The sequence below is a fragment of the Rhodococcus sp. 14-2496-1d genome, from assembly GCF_002259365.1.
In the GTDB taxonomy this organism is placed as follows: Bacteria; Actinomycetota; Actinomycetes; order Mycobacteriales; family Mycobacteriaceae; genus Rhodococcoides.
This window is the reverse complement of the sequence record NZ_NPFV01000018.1, coordinates 188,753-205,749: the sequence shown is the minus strand read 5'-3', so window position 1 is coordinate 205,749 and position 16,997 is coordinate 188,753. Positions and strand designations below refer to the sequence as shown.

Sequence of the window (16,997 nt, the reverse complement as noted above, 5' to 3'; positions counted from 1 at the left end):
GGTCAGGCAGCGAGAGCGTCCTCGAACATCGGCCAGGAATCGTGCAGATCGTTCTGCCAGTAACCCCACGAGTGGGTGCCGCGGTCACGCAACTCGAAGTGGGCCGGGATGTCGAGCTGCTCGAGGGCCGTCTTCAACCTGCGAGTGCAGTCTCCGGTCGCCACCTCGATGGCACCGCCCACGACCATCTGGTTGAGCAACACGAAGCCGGTTCCGTTGGGGTTCGTACCGTCGAGGGTGTCCGATGCTCCCGCCAGCCCGCTGCCGTTCGAGATGTACAGCGCTGTGCCACGCAACTTTTCGGCATTGATCACCGCATCGTTGCGTACCCAGTCCTGATGATCGTCCGGCCCCCACATGTTCGTGACGTTCGCGCCGAGCGCCATGGACACGACCGTCTTGACGTAAGCCCGGCCCAACGCGTCGGTGGTCGACGCGCATCCGCTGTAGGAACCGACGGCACGGTAGAGCCCCTGGTGGTGAGCGGCCAGGTTCAGGACCGAGGTCGCGGCCATCGAGATACCGGCAATTGCGTTGCGGCCGTTGGTATCGAGCAGATCGTCGACGAGCGGTGGGAGTTCGGCGGTCAGGAAGGTTTCCCACTTGTTGCGCCCGAGCCTCGGATCGTCCTGCTGCCAGTCGGTGTAGTAGGAGTAGGCCCCTCCGACCGGGGTCACCACATTGACGTTCTTGTCGGCGAAGAACGACACGACATCGGTCTGGGTGTACCAGTCCATTCCGTCGAGTCCGCCGCCCGCGCCGTTGAGCAGGTACAGCGTGGGGCTCGGAGCCGTCCGATCGGGAGATCGCAGAATCTTCAGTGGGATCGTCCGGTCCATCGCGGCCGAGTGAACGAATGCCGTCATGGCGACGTCGTCGGTCACCTCGGTGCGCACCACGTACGACTCCGTCGGACCGGACATCTCCTCGGCCGGGGTCGCGGAGGCGAGCGGGTGCGCCACCGCCGCGGCGCAGGCCACCACGCATACGACGACCACTCTGCGTAGCGCCCTCGATCGGAGAAACTGCTCCTCACCACCGATTCGACGAACAGAATCCCCCAGGCCGCTCATAGTCGTGCTCGCTATCGTCGTTCACACAATTGTTGGTTCAAAGACTTTGTACACCAAAACGAACCAGAAGCATGTGCAAACGTACGAAAACCTGTGGATTACCCAGTTCGGATCCGAACCCGTCAGCGATGCATCCACTCCGCCACGAGGTCAGCGACCGCCGTGGGGCTACGGATCCACCCGTTGTGTCCGAGTGGCTCGTCGACGTGCACCGAGGTCACTTCGGCACGGGCAAGCTTGCGTACGAGGTTGTCCATCGAGCCACGGGGTGCGAGGTCGTCGCCTTCGATGGTGACTGCGAGCACCGGAAGCGTCAGACGGCCCATCCGTTCCTCGTAGTCCATGTCCGCTCCCGCCGGTTCGATCGTCCCGGTCCGCGCGAACCGGGACCAGTCGTCGATCAGAACCCTCGACTGACGGCCGAACCCGCCGATACCGATCCGATCTCCCGGCCAGAACCCGGCGATGCTGCTGGTGATCGCCATCGCTGCGGCACCCACGTACAGCGGGACGCCGCGGGTGGTGCCGAATCCGCGGTGGTAGGGCGAACCCGACGCCACCAGGATCAGTCCACCGAGCCTGCCCCTGATGCGGGCGGCGTACATCGCACCGAGCTGGCCGCCCATGCTGTGGCCGAGCAGGAACGGCGTCGCTTCCGGGAACTGCTCGCGAACCACCTCGAATATCGCCGGGAAGTCGACCGAAACCAGTTCCTGGTAGCCGTAGCGACTCGCCGAACTCGGCTTCGGCACGCTGTCCCCCTGACCCCGGAGGTCGCCGATCGCAGCATGGAAACCGCGCGCGACGAGAGCCTCGGCGAACAGCCGGTAGTAGCCACCGGGAATGCCGAGGCCGGGAAGAACGACGATCACGGGCGCATCGTCACGGCCCTCACCGGGGAACAGTGACACCGGCACGGTCGAACCGTCGGGCATCTGAATCGGAACCGTCTGCATCGGCTCACCCTATGACGGGTGCAACCATGCCTCCCCCCAGGGCTCGTGTTCACCGGATCGCCGGCCAATCATCGAGTGGTGCAGATCTTTTCGGTCGAACGAATGACATCTGCAACGAATGCACGTCGAACGACGAGAGCCGGGCCCGACGATGCGGACCCGGCTCGAAGCCGTGAATCAGGAAGTCATGAGTCAGGAGGGCAGGCCGGGGATTTCGACGGCCGAGCCGCTACCTTCCGAGCTACCGAGAGCGAGCAACTGCAGCAGGATTGCGAGCAACTCCATGAAAACTCCTTCGAGAGAGGGGGATTCGATGCCTGGACAGCATCGCGAACCGTCACGAGTTCATCGGACGTAGAGATCCGTGCAGCCGTTGGGCCGCAGGCCCAACGGCGCGGCGGTCGGTCAGTCCGAGGAGGAGCTGATTCCCGAGAAGAGCTGGAGGAAAATTGCGAGGAGGTCACCGAGTTCAGCGGACATGCGAAATACTCCTTCTTCGAGGGGGGTGTGCAGATCGCCTGTGACGGATGTCACGCGATGATCTCTGCAAGAAGATTTGTACCGCAGTCGGTCTCGGTTTGTACACGGAAACAACAGTAAAAGTCGAAAATCTTGGTGCGGTGTCACAAAACGGTGACGGTACCGACCGTGGCCGCCCCCGACGAACGGTCACGGCCACGGTCGACACGGACGAACTACGCCGCGCTACCCGACGTCAGCACGCCGACGATCTGATCGACGATCGCGTCGACGATGCCGTCGTAGACGCCGGTGGCGATGTCGGAGATGAACTGCGCTGCTGAACCCATGAGAACTCCTGTTACTCGTGTGCAAGGACAGCCGTAGGCAATACGACCTCGTTCGTTCCTACCGCACCGACGATGACGGTGCATAGCCCGGTACCAACTCGAGACATCGAAGATCCACTACCGCAACGACTTACCGGAGATTGCACCATATTACGCGGCAAAACTACTCGCCGATCACGTCTTTCGCGCGCCCCACGAGCAGAGGGTCTGTTTCACCGACTATTTCGGAATCCTTGTTCGCGTAGTCGAATTTGTTGAGCACGAAGCGCATGGCGTTGATGCGAGCCCGCTTCTTGTCGTTGCTCTTGACGACCGTCCACGGCGCGACATCGGTGTCGGTGGCACGGAAGTTCTCCTCCTTCGCCGCGGTGTAGGCATCCCACTTGTCCAGCGAGGCAAGGTCCATGGGCGAGAGCTTCCATTGCCGCACCGGGTCGACCTGCCGGATGGCGAAGCGGGTGCGCTGCTCGTGCTGCGACACCGAGAACCAGAACTTGGTCAAGCTGATGCCCTCGTCGACGAGCATCTGCTCGAACAGCGGTGCCTGCCGAACGAACTGAGCGTGCTGCTCGTCGGTGCAGAACCCCATGACCCGCTCGACGCCCGCCCGGTTGTACCAGGACCTGTCGAACATGACGATCTCCCCGGCCGCGGGCAGATGTGCGATGTAGCGCTGAAAGTACCACTCGGTCGACTCACGAGCCGACGGCTTCTCCAGCGCGACCACGCTGGCACCGCGCGGGTTGAGGTGTTCCATGAATCGCTTGATCGTGCCGCCCTTACCGGCGGCATCTCGGCCCTCGAAGATGATGACGTGCCGTCGCCCGGTCTCCTTGGTCCACATCTGCAACTTGAGGAGTTCGATCTGCAGAAGACGCTTCTCCAGTTCGTACTCGGCACGCGTCATACGCTCGTCGTACGGGTAGTTCTCGCGCCAGGTGTCGACGACGTGGCCGTCGGGGACGGTCAGCAGTACCGGATCGTCGTCATCGGAGTCGTCGACGGTGAAGCCCGACGTGTCGGCAAGATCCACGGCTGTCGTGATGTCGAGCAGGTCGCTCAGGTTGGTACGCGCAGCCGTGCCGTTGCGGAGATCGTTGTCGGTCATGGGCCGAAAGTTAGTGCTCATCGGTGACCGATCCATGTCGGTTCGGTGAACACCCGATGCATCCGGTTTCACCGCAGGCACTACCCGGTCCGCAAGGGGGACGGACCGGGTAGCGCCTGCTCGTGAACTCGCCGATCTCGTGCGACCGTATCGGCCGTCACAGCGGTAGGTCCAGGGGTCTGCCCGGAAAAGTCGACGATCTTGTTCGAGCGCCGATTTCGGACCGTTCGTTTGTCGGGGTCGATATGGGTGAAATCCCCGATGCGCCGAAAGGTGTTGCTGATGCAGACTTTTCAGCATGACATTCGAGAGCGGTTCCCCCAGAGAGTTCACCAGGTCGAGTTCGCAGAAGATGATGGGAGGTGTATGCGGCGGAGTTGCCGAATATTTCGGCTGGGACGTCAACATCGTCCGACTCGCGACCGTTGTCGGCGCAGTCCTGACCGGCGGCACCGTCGTGCTGATCTACCTCGCGGCGTTGATGTTGATGCCGCTCCGATGAAGCCCGAACGCGACGAAGCCCCGGACCTCGACAACAGGTCCGGGGCCCCGCAACCGACTACTCGGCGACGCTGGAGAGTCCTTCGGCGCTTCCGGTGAAGAGCTCGGTGATCGCGTCGGAGATGCCTGCAGCGATGCCGTCGGTGATGATTCCGCCGAGGCCGCCGCCTTCGGTGCCGCCGCCGAGCAGACCGGTGATGAGATCGAGAAGCATGGAGTGAGCACCTTTCGGAGAAACGACGAGGCCTGGTTGAAGATTGGACCGGGCGGCAGAAATATAACGCGCCCGATCTGTCCGATCCGACGTTTGCCCGAAAAAGTCCCGCTCCCCGTTTGTTGCCGGAAAAAACTTCCGCACGGTTGCGCGCGAACTACTCCTGTCCGGTGATCAACCAGCCGCACGGTCCGGCCAGCTCGTCGGCCTCGGCGGGTCCCATCGAACCGGGCGCGTAGCTCTTCACCTCGGGCGGGTTGCTCAGCAACGGGGCGGCGACGTCCCAGACGTGCGCCAGACCGTCCGGCCTGGTGAACAACGAACGGTCTCCACTGAGCACATCGAGGATCAAGCGCGCGTACGGGCTCAGCGGCTCGGCGTCGGGCACCGACTTCAGCGGCAGCGCCAGATGCCCCACCGACAGATCGAAATCCGGGCCCGGTTCCTTGACCGTCATGGCGATGTCGATGCTGCCGTCACCCGAGAGGTCGAACGAGAGCACAGTGCCGTCCTCGGGCAGTTCGGTGAGCGGACTGTCGGCCGGTTTACCGAACACCAACGACACGCGCTGCTGGCTCACGCCCAACATCTTTCCGGTGCGGAGCAGAAACGGGACTCCGCGCCACCGGTCGGTGTCGACCCACAACTTCGCCACGACGAACGTGTCGACTTTCGAATCGTCGGCGACGCCCTCGACATCGCGGTAGCCGTCGTACTGACCGAGTACCACCTCGCCGGTGTCCAGCGGCCGGAACTGCCCGATCACGGTCTCACGCGCCGATTGCAGATCCTCGGCCTTCAGCGATGCGGGCGGCTCCATCGCGACCTCCGCGGCAACCTGGAACAGATGGGTGACGAGCATGTCCAACACGGCACCGGTGGCGTCGTAGAACTCGGCGCGGTCGTCGATGTCGAGCGTCTCGGGGACGTCGATCTGTACCTGCGCGACGTGTTCGGAGTTCCAGATTCCGCTGATCATGCCGTTCGCGAACCGCAGCACATGGAGGTTCTGCGTCGCCTCCTTGCCGAGGAAGTGATCGATGCGATAGACCTGGTTTTCCTCGACCACCTCGTGCACGGCCTTGTCGAGTTCCTCGAAGTTGCTCTGCGAGGTACCGAAGGGCTTTTCGTAGACCACCCGGGAGCCGTCGGCCAGATCGTGTGCTCCCAAGGCCTTCGTGTAGTCGACGAAGGTGCTCGGCGGCAGAGCGATGTAGTGCACCAGCTGGGCGTCGTCGCCGACGTCCTTCTTCGCGTCGGCGACGACCTCGGGCAACTTACCGGGATCGTCGACGGTGAAGCCGTTGCCCGCGAAGCGGATTCGCTCGGAGAACGTCGTCCAATCGTCCTCGGCCACGTTCTCGGCGAATTCGTCGAGAACGCTGCGTACGTGATCGCGGAACTCGTCGTCGGAGGTGTCCTTGCGGCCGTTGCCGATCAGGACCCATTTCTCCGGGAGCAGGCCTTCGAGATGGAGTTGGTAGAACGACGGCAGGACCATTCGCTTCGCGAGGTCTCCGGTTGCGCCGAAAAGGACGAATACAGTGGGTTGCGAGGACGCCATGACCTCCACTATGCACCGCACAGTTTGGGCGCGCACAGTGCCGACGAGTGAGAGTGCATGATGACCAGATCACGGTTTCACGGTGAGATCTACGGGGTAGGCACAACGTCCGGCATGCGCATCGTCGTCGGGCATTGGACGCGATCGCCGCTGGGCGAATTCACCGACGTCATGATCCAATTCGCGGACGGCAGACGCCTGCTCGTCGCGCCCGACGAGGACGTTCGGGAATTCGTCACCGCCACATACACCTTCGACGCCACCGAACTCGTACCGGTGACATTCACCGCTCAGCAGGATGGTTGGCGGTCGGTGACAGCGGGTGACCTGTCCGTGAGAATCCGCGTTGCCGGACCCACCGTGCTCGGCCGCGCGCTGAGCCTCGTCCCCGACGTGGTGTCGACAGCACCGTGGTTCTGCGCGATCAGCGATCCCATCGCCCGAGTGATACTGCGCGGAGTCCGCACCCGCGGCAGCGCGGGCGGGGGCCGACGTGAGTACTACGGTGCCAGGCACCAACACCGCGTCACCGACGTGCAGGCCTCGTGGCAGGGCGAGGACCTCGGTTCACTGACCCCGGTCACTCCCCCGGTGACCTTCGGATTCGGCAGCACCCCGGCGGCACCGTCGGTCACATCCATCACCACGACGATCGACAGTTAGACCACCACGGCGCCGGACGCCCGCAGATCGTCGAGGGCAGCGGCCGACGACTCCGGCGCAACTCCCGCGACGAGGTCGGTGAGAACACGGACGTCCAGCTTCTCGGCCACAGCGTCTTTCGCCGAAGCCAGAACGCAGTAGTCGGTCGCAAGCCCGACGACGTCGATGCCGGTGACCTCGTTGGCGGTGAGTATCTCGGCGAGGGATGTCCCGTCGTCGGTGACACCCTCGAACGCCGAGTACGACGGTTTGCCCTGCCCCTTGTAGACGTGGACGTCCACCGAACCGGTCGCGTAATCGGGGTGATACTCGGCTCCGACGGTGCCCGCGACGCAGTGCACCGGCCACGTGGTGACGAAGTCCGGGGCGGCGTCGGTGGCGAAGTGCCCGCCGTTGTCGCCCTCGGCGTCGTGCCAATCTCGCGAGGACACCACGAGGTCGTACTCGTCACCGTGGCGCGCGAGGTACGCGCTGATCCTGCGCGCAACTTCCGCGCCGCCGGTCACCGCAAGCGCGCCGCCCTCGGTGAAGTCGTTCTGCACATCCACTACCAACAGAGCACGAGTCATGGATCCCAGTATCCTCGACGGGTGCGCGTGTCGTCTCTGGTGACCTACCCCGTCAAAGGATGTGCCGGTGCCGTGCTCGATGCGGCCCAGGTGAGTGCCACCGGCCTCGAACACGATCGATCGTTCATGATCGTCGATGCGGACGGCGCATTCCGCAGTCAACGCACCGACCCCGTGCTCGCGGTCGTCCGCTGTTCGGTGGGCGACGGAACGTTGACGCTCGAGCACGACACCTCCGGCTCGGTGACCGTGTCGGTGGACCGCGATTCCGAAGCGCGAGACATCACGATGTTCCGCAGCCCGATGCGCGGGATCGATCAGGGCGACGACGTCGCCGACTGGCTCACCGACGTCATCGGAGAACCGTCACGCCTCGTCGCCGCACCGCGCGACCTCGACCGCGTCACCGACGGAATCCGGCCAGGATCAGCACAATTCGCCGACAGCTCTGCGGTGCACATCCTCTCGACCGCCACCTTGGCCGGGCTCAATTCCCGCCTCGACGTCCCGCTGCCGATGGATCGCTTCCGCCCCAACATCGTCGTCGACGGCTGGGACTCCCCGCACCGGGAAGACGAGGTGCGGGAGGTGACCATCGGCGGGGCGCGATTGGCCTACACCAAACTCGCCATCCGCTGCGCCGTCACCACGGTCGAGCAGTCCACCGGTGTGCGCACCGGTCCGGAACCGCTGCGCACGCTCGGCGACTACCGCCGCGGTCGGCAGAAGGGCGTCGCCTTCGGGTCGAAGTTCTCGGTGGTGCAGGACGGCACGGTGACCGTCGGGGACGAACTACACGTCGCGAGTTGGGGCGAGTCGGAGCTGTAGCTCGGCTGTGGTGCGCTGAGTGTCCACTTTTCGGTTCCGCGGGCGGGTTTCCGCTCACGCGAAGGAATTGTGGACAACCACGTCACTCGCTCCGGTGGCAATCAGCGCCGCCAACTGGATCCGCGCCTGCCCCGCCCGCAGTTCGCGGGAGAACACCGCACCCGCATCGAGGAGATCGTGGCCACCCCCACCGCCGCCGTACGTCGGCGAGGTCTCGCCGAACGGAACCCGCGTCGTGACCACCACGTGCACCCCGGCGGCCACTGCCTCCTTCACCGCATGCACGACGCGGGCGTTGGTGTTGCCCGAACCCGTCGCCTCGAGCACGATGCCCGACGCCCCGGCCTCGCGGCACGCGTCGATCTGCAGTCCGTCGGCCCCGGGATAGAGGGCGACGATGTCGACGCGAATCCCGGCAATGGGCTTCCACTGCAGGGGTTTCGGCCGAGGCAGGGCCGCCGACCGAAAGGCATCGAGTTCGGTGGTGTGCTTCTTGATCGCGCCGCGCGCCGGCAGCAAACGACCGCCGAACGCGATCAGAACACCGGGCTCGGACTGCGCGGCCGCCACCGCCGCGGCGATGTTGCTCGGGCCGTCCGGATCTGGATGATCGGCCGTGCGCTGTGCACCGGTGAACACCACCGGACGTTCGTCGTCGTGGAACAGATCGACGTAGAGCGCCGACTCCTCCATGGTGTCGGTGCCGTGCAACACCACCACTCCGGCGCATCCGTCCTCGGCCAGCGCGTCCGCGACCGCAGTGCGAATGGTGTCGAGATCGGCGAAGTCCAACGCCGAGCTGTCCTTCGACATCACCTCGTGCACCCGAACACCGTCGACATCGACCCCGATGCCGGCGACCGGACGAGAGACACCGTGCTCGTCGCGACTGCTGGCAATCGTGCCGCCTGTGGTCAACAAGGCGACATGCTCGGCGCTCTCCGGTCGTTCCTGCAGGCTCCACTCCTCAGTCACTGCGCGCCGCCACCTCTCGAATTCGCTTGCGGCACAGAAACCATCCTCCGACGAGCATCGGCGCGATGAGCAGGATCGACGCCACCGTCCAGGTACCGACCGGTTTGTCGAAGGCCATCAGCACGAGTACACACGCCAGGAAGCCTAGCGTTGCGTATCCGGTGTACGGGGCACCGAAGAGCTTGAACGCAGGTCGGGTGACCGCACCGGTTCTCGACAGCGACCAGAACTTCAACTGACACGCCACGATGACGGCCCAGGCGCTGATGATGCCCAGAGCGGCAAGGTTCAGCACGATCTCGAATGCCTGCGCCGGAACCACGGCGTTGAGCACGACGCCGAGCAGCGTCACCACCGACGTCAGTGCGATGCCGCCGTACGGCACACCCGACTTGTTCATCCGCGCGGCGAACGAGGGGGCCGAGCCGGCGACCGCCATCGAATGCAGGATGCGTCCGGTCGAGTACAGCCCAGCATTGAGGGAGGACAACGCTGCGGTGAGGACGACGAGGTTCATGATCGCGTCCGCGCCGTCGACGTCGATCGCTCCGAAGAACGTCACGAACGGACTCTCACCGGCCCGATAGGCGGTGTACGGCAACAGCAGTGACAGCAGCAGCACCGAGCCGACGTAGAACACGACGATACGGATGATGACGGTGTTGATCGCCTTCGGTATCACCTTCTCGGGATTCTGCGTCTCACCGGCCGCAGTGCCGACCAGCTCGATCGAGGCGTAGGCGAACACCACTCCCTGGATCACCACGATGGCAGGCAGCAGTCCGTTGGGAATCAGCCCGCCGTTGTCGGTGAGCACGCTCAGACCCGGCTCTTGTCCGTCGATGGGAGTGCCGAAGATGACGTAATAGGTGCCGATGGCCAAGAAAGTCACCAGTGCGACGACCTTGATGAGCGCGAACCAGAACTCCAGCTCACCGAACACCTTGACCGACACCAGGTTCAGCCCGAGCACGAGCACCAGGCCTGCGAGCGCGAAGACCCATTGATCGACGTTGCCGAGTGGAGCCCAGTACTTCTTGAAGAAGTTCATGTAGAGCGCCACGGCCGTCACGTCGACCACCGCTGTCATCGCCCAGTTCATCCAGTACAGCCAGCCGGCCGCGAAAGCGACTTTCTCGCCGAAGAATTCGCGCGAATACGAGACGAAGGATCCCGACGACGGGCGGTGCATCACCAGCTCACCCAGTGCGCGCAGAATCAGGAAGGCGAAGAATCCGCACAGCGCGTACACCAGAACCAGGGCAGGTCCGGCGTCGCGCAGTCGCCCGCCCGCGCCCATGAACAGTCCGGTGCCGATCGCGCCGCCGATGGCGATCATCTGGATCTGGCGAGGGGCCAGCTCTTTTCGGTAGCCCAGGTCTTCTTCACTGAAGGCCTTGGCGGTGTCGACACTCCGGTTCTCTGTACTCATCGCGTTACCTCGTCGACGTCTCGGGAGCAACGGAATGCTCGGTGGGAGCCACCCGCAGATTCGCGAGGTGCTCGGGGCTCAGGAGTCGATCCAGTTCGTCCCGGGCCAACAGACCCTTCTCGAGAACGAGGTCGACCACGTTTCGACCACTGACCAACGCCTCCTGGGCAATAGCAGTCGATTCCACGTATCCGAGATACGGGCTCAGCGCGGTGATCAGGCCGATGGAGTTCTCCACGCGCTCACGCAGCAGGTCGACGTTGGCGGTGATGCCGTCGACACACCGATGCGCGACGGTTCGGCATGCGGCGCTCAGGTGCGCCATACCGTCGGACAGGGACTTGACGATGATCGGCTCGAATGCGTTGAGCTGCAACTGTCCCGCCTCTGCCGCCATGGTGATGGTGACGTCGTGACCGATCACCTCGTAGGCAACCTGGTTGAGTACCTCGGGGATGACGGGGTTGACCTTGCCGGGCATGATCGACGAACCCGCCTGCATCGGAGGCAGATTGATCTCGTTGAAGCCCGCCCGCGGCCCGGAGGACAACAGCCGGAGGTCGTTGCAGATCTTCGACAGCTTCACCGCGACGCGCTTGAGAACGCCGGACAGGTGCACGAACTGACCGACGTCCTGCGTTGCCTCGATCAGATCCGTCGCGGTCACCAGAGGCAGGCCGGTGATGGTCCGCAGATGTGCGACGGCCGATTCGGTGTATCCGGCGGGAGCGTTCAGTCCGGTGCCGATGGCGGTGGCTCCGAGGTTGATCTCGTGCACCAGCAGTGCCGCTTCCTCGAGTCGCGAGCAGTCCTCGTCGATCATGACCGCGTAGGTACCGAACTCCTGGCCGAGGGTCATCGGCACTGCATCCTGCAGCTGCGTGCGGCCCATCTTGACGACGGTGGCGAACTCGGTTGCCTTGCGGCCGAACGAGTCTCGCAACACCTTCATCGAGGCGATCAGCTCGTGGACGGCGAAGACGGTCGCGATGTTGACCGACGTCGGGTACACGTCGTTGGTGGACTGCGACGCGTTCACGTGCTCGTTGGGGTGCAGCATGCTGTAGTCGCCGTGCGGGTGCCCGAGAATTTCCAGGGCGCGGTTGGCGATGACCTCGTTGGCGTTCATGTTGGTCGAGGTGCCCGCGCCACCCTGGATGACGTCGACGACGAACTCCTCGTGCCACTGACCGTCGAGAATTTCCTGACACGCCGTACGGATCGCTTCCCCGCGGGTGGCGTCGAGAATTCCGAGATCCTGATTGGCCGACGCGGCGGCCCACTTCACCGCGGCGAGTCCGCGAACGAGGTGCGCATTGGTGGAGATCGGACGCCCGGTGATGGGGAAGTTCTCGAGGGCGCGCAGGGTGTGGATTCCCCAATACACGCTGTTCGGGATTTCGCGTTCCCCGAGAAGATCCTTCTCGATGCGGGTATCGGCCACGGTGCGCTCCTAGGTGAGGGTGTCCAGCTGTCCGGCTGTCTGACAGGTAGAGTGTGGCGCAGAACACCTCATTCGTCAACCCCACGCTAGGATCACGTCATGAACCTGTCGGACAGCTGGGCAGTCAGTGCGCCCACGAATGCCCGGATGAGCGCGGCCGAGGCGGTGTTCGCAGACCTGCGCGCGGCCATCGCGTCGGGCGAGCTCCCCGTCGGCCAGAAGTTGCCGTCCGAGGCGGCCCTTGCCGCCCGGCACAGCGTCAGCCGGTCCGTCATCCGCGAGGCACTGCGCTCCTGCCACGCCCTCGGCCTCACCGAGACCAAGACCGGTCTCGGCACGTTCGTGATTCGCGACCGCGTCGGCAACGACCTCGACATCGGCAACTACGCCGCCCGCGAACTCATGGAGGCCCGCCCGCACGTGGAGATTCCCGCCGCCGGCTGGGCCGCGGAGCGACGCACCGACGAAGAGTTGGCGGTGCTCGCCGGCCTGGCGGACGAAATGCGTTCGGAGGACGACCACGAGGCCTGGGTTCTGCTGGACGCGCAGTTCCACACCGCGATCGCGCGGGCGAGCAAGAATCGCGTGTTCGAGGCGATCATCGTCGACATCCGGGATGCCCTGACGCGGCAATCGGAGACCCTCAACCTCGTCGCACATCGGCAGCAACAGTCCAACGTCGAACACGACGCCATCGTCGACGGCATCCGATCGGGCGAGTACGACGCCGCAGCCCGCGCCATGACCGCGCATCTCGATGCCGTCCGGGGTGCCGTGGAGTCGCTCGCCGATCGGGCCGATCGGTAGTACTACTAGGCTGCTTGCCGTGACGAAGGTATTGAACTCTCTCCCGGTCGGCGAACGAATCGGCATTGCATTCTCCGGCGGTCTCGACACCTCGGTGGCTGTCGCGTGGATGCGCGAGCACGGGGCGATCCCCTACGCGTACACAGCCGACATCGGCCAGTACGACGAGCCGGACCTGTCCGATGTGCCCGAGCGCGGCCTGGCCTACGGGGCCGAGCAGGCGCGGCTCATCGACTGCCGCGAGCCGCTCGTCGAGGAGGGCTTGGCGGCACTGACCTGCGGCGCGTTCCACATTCGCTCGTCTCTGCAGACGTACTTCAACACCACCCCGCTCGGCCGCGCAGTCACCGGCACCATGCTGGTGCGCGCGATGGCCGAGGACGGCGTCTCGATCTGGGGCGACGGATCGACGTACAAGGGCAACGACATCGAGCGGTTCTACCGTTACGGCCTGCTCGCCAACCCGCAGCTGCGGATCTACAAGCCCTGGCTCGACGAGGCGTTCGTCGCCGAGCTCGGCGGTCGGCACGAGATGTCGCAGTGGCTCACCCAGCGCACGCTCCCCTACCGTGACTCGGCAGAGAAGGCCTACTCCACCGACGCCAACATCTGGGGCGCCACCCACGAGGCGAAGAAGCTCGAATACCTCGACACGTCACTCGAGATCGTCAGCCCCATCATGGGCGTTCGGTTCTGGGATCCCGAGGTGGACATCGCGCCCGAGGAGGTCACCGTCGAGTTCGAGCGGGGTCGACCGGTCCGGATCAACGGCAAGAGCTTCGACAGCCCCGTCGACCTCGTCATGGAAGCCAACGCCATCGGTGGACGCCACGGCCTCGGCATGAGCGATCAGATCGAGAACCGCATCATCGAAGCCAAGAGCCGCGGCATCTACGAGGCTCCCGGAATGGCACTTCTGCACATCACCTACGAGCGCCTCGTCAACGCCATCCACAACGAGGACACCGTCGCCTCGTACCACAACGAAGGCCGTCGACTCGGCCGTCTGCTGTACGAGGGACGCTGGTTCGATCCGCAGGCACTGATGCTGCGCGAGGGCCTGCAGCGGTGGGTCGGCAACGTCGTCAGCGGCAGCGTGACACTGCGACTGCGCCGCGGCCAGGACTTCACGATCGTCGACACCCAGGGCAGCAACTTCAGCTACCACCCCGAGAAGCTGTCCATGGAACGCAGCCAGGGCCAGGCGTTCTTCCCCGGCGACCGCATCGGTCAACTCACGATGCGCAACCTCGACATCGCCGATTCACGCAGCAAGCTCGAGCAGTACGCCGCGCAGAACCAGCTCACGGCCTGGGGCGAGCTCATCGGCGAACTGCCCGCAGGCGGTGCCGACGCCATCGCCGCCAGCGGCCCCGACGGTTCCGTGGACTCCTCGGCACTCGACCACGCCGCCATCGAGTCCGGCACCGACTAGCCACTCCTGCCCCGCCGAACTCGAAGTTATGGACGGATTTCCGCCGATTTCCGTCCACAACTTCGAGTTCGGCTACTCCTCGGGCTCCGTCAAACCCTCGTGCTCGTCGCGCTCCGCCCATTCGAGTAGCTCGTCGATCGCGAACACCGCATCGTCGATGCCCGCGTGCAGGTCCCCCAACTCGGCGAATCTGGCCGGCACCGTGAACATCGTGAACTCGCGCGGATCGACGTCGGCAACCTCGTCCCACGAAATCGGCGTCGACACCGTCGCCTGCTGATTCCCGCGCACCGAATACGCGCTGGCGATGGTGTGATCGCGGGCGTTCTGGTTGTAGTCGACGAACAGTTTCGACGGGTCGCGGTCCTTGCGCCACCACGTCGTCGTCACGTCCTCGGGTGCGCGGCGCTCGACCTCACGCGCGAAAGCCAGTGCAGCCCTTCGCAAGTCCTTGAATCCATGAGCCGGGTCGATCCGAACGTAGATGTGCAGACCGTGCCCACCGGAGGTCTTGGGCCAGCCGACGGCCCCCAGATCTCCCAGCACCTCCTGAACGACCCCGGCGACACGTCGGACCCGGTCGAAGGAACAGTCGGGCATCGGATCGAGGTCGATGCGCCACTCGTCGGGCATCTCGACGTCGGCGCGGCGGCTGTTCCACGGATGGAACTCCACGGTCGACATCTGCACCGCCCAGGCCACGTGCGCCAGTTCGGTCACGCACAGCTCGTCCGCGGTGCGGTTGTAGCGGGGAAACGTCACCTGCACGGTCTCGAGCCACGGCGGCGCGCCATTCGGCACCCGCTTCTGGTGCACCTTGTCACCGGCCAGTCCCTTGGGAAAGCGATGCATCATGCACGGGCGCTCCCGAAGCGCCCGCACGATGCCGTCGCCCACGCTCAGGTAGTAGTTCACCAAATCCAGCTTGGTGGCTCCGCTTTCGGGGAAGTACACACGCTCGGGGTTGGAGATGCGGACGATGCGGTCACCGACCGGTAACTCGATCGACGGAGAGCTACTGGCCATGAGGTCGAGGGTAAGCGATCAAGAACGAAGCGTGATGCCGTATCGGTCGCGTTTGCGATAGATGGTCGCTCGACTCATCCCGAGTTCCTCGACCGCGTCGTTCATGGTGATGCCGGGGCGAGAGAGCACGCGGATCATCTCGTCGCGCTCGAACGTCTCGATGCGCGTGAGCCGATGGGTGGTGCGCGAGAGCACCTCCGGCGGTAGATGGTGGACTCCGATGACGTCGGCGCGGACGGATGCCTTGTGCATCACCGTGGCCAGCTCACCGACGTTGCCCGGCCACGGATGTTCGCGCAGCGCTCGCTCGGCAGCGGGGGTGAGCGTGACCTGGCGGCCGCGTACTCGACCGGCCAGATGGAGGGCGAGCGGGGCGATGTCGTCGGGCCGGTTTCGCAGCGGCGGTACCTCGACCACAGTGCGCAGCAGTCCCGCGAGTGCCGGGGGCACGTCGTCGTAGTTCGACGCCGTGACGGTGACGGGTACGCCGTGGCCGGCGCGGCGGATCAGTTCGGCGAGGGCGTCGGCTGCACGCGCGGGAAGCCTGTCGACATCGCGGATGATCACTGCCGTATCGGGTTTCGGCAGCTCGGGCGTCCAGAGGTCGAGCCAGGCGTCGACGTCGCGGGCTGCCGGTGCTCCGGCGCTGAGGATGCGGCCGCGCGGGCGTGCCGCGCGCAGTGCGCGAGCGAGCACGGTGGCCCGGCCCGATCCCGGCTCACCGACCATGAGAATCGAACCATGTTCGGCCAGAGCAGCTTCCGCAGACCCCAGTGCACTACGCCAGCCAGGGGAAAGGTCGTCGAGGATGCCTGATCCCGGCCCGCTGTGAGCGGTCTCGACCCGGAACACCTCACCGCGCGGAGCAGGCCGTGGATGCTGGCCCTGTGCCCGCGCGAGCATCATCGCCGAGGTGTTGCCTGCCGCCGACTGCGCAAGGGCCAGAAGCAGATCCGACGACGACTCCGACCAGGTGGTCAGATTGACGCAGCCCTCCACCCTGCCGGTGAGGGGATCGAGGACCGGCGCAGCCGCGCACGTGTAGCCGGCGAGCGAGAGCGAGTAGTGTTCGTCCGCCCTCACCACTGCGGGCACCTGATCTGCCAGCGCCAGCGCCAGGCCGTTGGTACCGGCCTGGTCCTCCGCATACGAGAAGCCGGGCGCCAGATGCACACGGTCGAGCGCGGCCAGCAGATCGCGATCGGCGCTGACTCGGTCCAACACGAGACCGTCGGCGTCGGTGAGCATCATCGACACCGGTTCGTTCGCCAACGTGTCGCGCAACCCGTTGAGCACCTCGCGGCCGCATCGGTAGAACAGGGACTCGTCGTCGTAGGTTCCCGAGAAGACCGGAGCAACCTCGTCGAGCGACACCCCGTACCGCTGGCTTCGGTGCCAGGACGCGAGGAGCCGATGCGAGACGGCAGCGAGCGGCTCCGAGTGGAGTCGGGCTCGCGAGAGACCCCCGGAATCGGCCATGTGATCCAGGTTACATTCGCATGTCGCCATCTGTGCCGGGGCAGCGTCTCGAATTGAGACGCCGAGGCCGCGACGCCGGCTCGATTCGGACCTACCGTCGTTCCCATAACGACG

The 16,997-nt window shown here is 65.0% G+C and carries 16 protein-coding genes; 5 read left to right on the top strand and 11 right to left on the bottom strand.

Features of this window, described 5'->3' with window-relative positions; translation table 11 throughout:
* Positions 1-2: 2 nt before the first annotated feature.
* The 3 genes from CH296_RS14515 to ppk2 form a co-directional block, all read right to left on the bottom strand.
* Positions 3-1,073 carry an alpha/beta hydrolase family protein gene (locus tag CH296_RS14515; RefSeq protein ID WP_256980456.1) on the bottom strand — a complete coding sequence of 357 codons (1,071 nt, stop codon included), beginning with the start codon at positions 1,071-1,073 and terminating at the stop codon, positions 3-5.
* 122 nt (positions 1,074-1,195) lie between these two features.
* Positions 1,196-2,029, bottom strand: a complete 834-nt coding sequence (locus CH296_RS14510) for an alpha/beta fold hydrolase (RefSeq protein WP_032393806.1) — start codon at positions 2,027-2,029, stop codon at positions 1,196-1,198.
* Positions 2,030-3,001: 972 nt separating this feature from the next.
* Positions 3,002-3,946 (bottom strand): polyphosphate kinase 2, encoded by a 945-nt coding sequence (gene ppk2, locus CH296_RS14505; RefSeq protein WP_032393805.1) that lies wholly within the window; start codon positions 3,944-3,946, stop codon positions 3,002-3,004.
* A gap of 298 nt (positions 3,947-4,244) precedes the next feature.
* Here ppk2 and CH296_RS14500 point away from each other — a divergent pair, with 298 nt between their 5' ends.
* The gene (locus CH296_RS14500) at positions 4,245-4,448 is read left to right on the top strand and encodes a PspC domain-containing protein (RefSeq protein ID WP_094685077.1); all 204 of its coding nucleotides are present in this window, start codon (positions 4,245-4,247) and stop codon (positions 4,446-4,448) included.
* Positions 4,449-4,505: 57 nt separating this feature from the next.
* Here CH296_RS14500 and CH296_RS28950 read toward each other — a convergent pair whose 3' ends face one another.
* Together CH296_RS28950 and CH296_RS14495 are read right to left on the bottom strand one after the other, a co-directional pair.
* Positions 4,506-4,661 carry a hypothetical protein gene (locus CH296_RS28950; RefSeq protein ID WP_155290781.1) on the bottom strand — a complete coding sequence of 52 codons (156 nt, stop codon included), beginning with the start codon at positions 4,659-4,661 and terminating at the stop codon, positions 4,506-4,508.
* A gap of 157 nt (positions 4,662-4,818) precedes the next feature.
* On the bottom strand, positions 4,819-6,225 hold the full coding sequence (locus CH296_RS14495) for a glucose-6-phosphate dehydrogenase (NADP(+)) (protein ID WP_094685216.1): 1,407 nt from the start codon (positions 6,223-6,225) through the stop codon (positions 4,819-4,821).
* 60 nt (positions 6,226-6,285) lie between these two features.
* Here CH296_RS14495 and CH296_RS14490 point away from each other — a divergent pair, with 60 nt between their 5' ends.
* Positions 6,286-6,888, top strand: coding sequence for a hypothetical protein (locus tag CH296_RS14490; RefSeq protein ID WP_094685215.1), 603 nt, complete (start codon positions 6,286-6,288; stop codon positions 6,886-6,888).
* Here the strand turns inward: CH296_RS14490 and CH296_RS14485 are convergent.
* A complete protein-coding gene (locus tag CH296_RS14485) occupies positions 6,885-7,457 on the bottom strand; it encodes an isochorismatase family protein (protein ID WP_094685076.1) in 573 nt (190 codons plus the stop codon). The two genes, CH296_RS14490 and CH296_RS14485, sit on opposite strands and share 4 nt — an antisense overlap.
* Positions 7,458-7,478: 21 nt before the next feature.
* Here CH296_RS14485 and CH296_RS14480 point away from each other — a divergent pair, with 21 nt between their 5' ends.
* On the top strand, positions 7,479-8,285 hold the full coding sequence (locus CH296_RS14480) for an MOSC domain-containing protein (RefSeq protein WP_032393802.1): 807 nt from the start codon (positions 7,479-7,481) through the stop codon (positions 8,283-8,285).
* Between the two features lie 54 nt (positions 8,286-8,339).
* Here CH296_RS14480 and CH296_RS14475 read toward each other — a convergent pair whose 3' ends face one another.
* Genes CH296_RS14475 through aspA form a run of 3 tightly spaced genes read right to left on the bottom strand, consistent with a single transcriptional unit; the run spans position 8,340 to position 12,136 of the window.
* Positions 8,340-9,260 carry an asparaginase gene (locus CH296_RS14475; protein WP_256980453.1) on the bottom strand — a complete coding sequence of 307 codons (921 nt, stop codon included), beginning with the start codon at positions 9,258-9,260 and terminating at the stop codon, positions 8,340-8,342.
* Positions 9,253-10,692, bottom strand: coding sequence for an amino acid permease (locus CH296_RS14470; protein ID WP_094659467.1), 1,440 nt, complete (start codon positions 10,690-10,692; stop codon positions 9,253-9,255). Before CH296_RS14470 ends, CH296_RS14475 begins: the two co-directional genes overlap by 8 nt.
* Before the next feature lie 4 nt (positions 10,693-10,696).
* Entirely contained in the window at positions 10,697-12,136 is a 1,440-nt protein-coding gene (gene aspA, locus CH296_RS14465; RefSeq protein WP_032393800.1) for an aspartate ammonia-lyase, read from the bottom strand.
* Positions 12,137-12,235: 99 nt separating this feature from the next.
* Here aspA and CH296_RS14460 point away from each other — a divergent pair, with 99 nt between their 5' ends.
* Positions 12,236-12,943 carry a FadR/GntR family transcriptional regulator gene (locus CH296_RS14460; RefSeq protein WP_045198792.1) on the top strand — a complete coding sequence of 236 codons (708 nt, stop codon included), beginning with the start codon at positions 12,236-12,238 and terminating at the stop codon, positions 12,941-12,943.
* Between the two features lie 19 nt (positions 12,944-12,962).
* Positions 12,963-14,378 carry an argininosuccinate synthase gene (gene argG / locus CH296_RS14455; protein WP_045198790.1) on the top strand — a complete coding sequence of 472 codons (1,416 nt, stop codon included), beginning with the start codon at positions 12,963-12,965 and terminating at the stop codon, positions 14,376-14,378.
* Positions 14,379-14,450: 72 nt separating this feature from the next.
* Here argG and ligD read toward each other — a convergent pair whose 3' ends face one another.
* Together ligD and CH296_RS14445 are read right to left on the bottom strand one after the other, a co-directional pair.
* Positions 14,451-15,404: a non-homologous end-joining DNA ligase gene (gene ligD / locus CH296_RS14450; RefSeq protein WP_094659468.1), complete on the bottom strand. Its 954-nt coding sequence runs from the start codon at positions 15,402-15,404 to the stop codon at positions 14,451-14,453.
* Positions 15,405-15,422: 18 nt separating this feature from the next.
* Complete coding sequence (locus tag CH296_RS14445) at positions 15,423-16,883, bottom strand: GAF domain-containing protein (protein ID WP_094685213.1); 1,461 nt, start codon at positions 16,881-16,883, stop codon at positions 15,423-15,425.
* Positions 16,884-16,997 lie beyond the last annotated feature (114 nt).

Bases quoted from the DNA above. Each gene is read 5' to 3' on its own strand.
- CH296_RS14515 (WP_256980456.1), bottom strand. From the start codon at position 1,073: ATGAGCGGCCTGGGGGATTCTGTTCGTCGAATCGGTGGTGAGGAGCAG.
- CH296_RS14510 (WP_032393806.1), bottom strand. From the start codon at position 2,029: ATGCAGACGGTTCCGATTCAGATGCCCGACGGTTCGACCGTGCCGGTG.
- ppk2 (WP_032393805.1), bottom strand. From the start codon at position 3,946: ATGACCGACAACGATCTCCGCAACGGCACGGCTGCGCGTACCAACCTG.
- CH296_RS14500 (WP_094685077.1), top strand. From the start codon at position 4,245: ATGACATTCGAGAGCGGTTCCCCCAGAGAGTTCACCAGGTCGAGTTCG.
- CH296_RS28950 (WP_155290781.1), bottom strand. From the start codon at position 4,661: ATGCTTCTCGATCTCATCACCGGTCTGCTCGGCGGCGGCACCGAAGGC.
- CH296_RS14495 (WP_094685216.1), bottom strand. From the start codon at position 6,225: ATGGCGTCCTCGCAACCCACTGTATTCGTCCTTTTCGGCGCAACCGGA.
- CH296_RS14490 (WP_094685215.1), top strand. From the start codon at position 6,286: ATGACCAGATCACGGTTTCACGGTGAGATCTACGGGGTAGGCACAACG.
- CH296_RS14485 (WP_094685076.1), bottom strand. From the start codon at position 7,457: ATGACTCGTGCTCTGTTGGTAGTGGATGTGCAGAACGACTTCACCGAG.
- CH296_RS14470 (WP_094659467.1), bottom strand. From the start codon at position 10,692: ATGAGTACAGAGAACCGGAGTGTCGACACCGCCAAGGCCTTCAGTGAA.
- CH296_RS14460 (WP_045198792.1), top strand. From the start codon at position 12,236: ATGAACCTGTCGGACAGCTGGGCAGTCAGTGCGCCCACGAATGCCCGG.
- ligD (WP_094659468.1), bottom strand. From the start codon at position 15,404: ATGGCCAGTAGCTCTCCGTCGATCGAGTTACCGGTCGGTGACCGCATC.
- CH296_RS14445 (WP_094685213.1), bottom strand. From the start codon at position 16,883: ATGGCCGATTCCGGGGGTCTCTCGCGAGCCCGACTCCACTCGGAGCCG.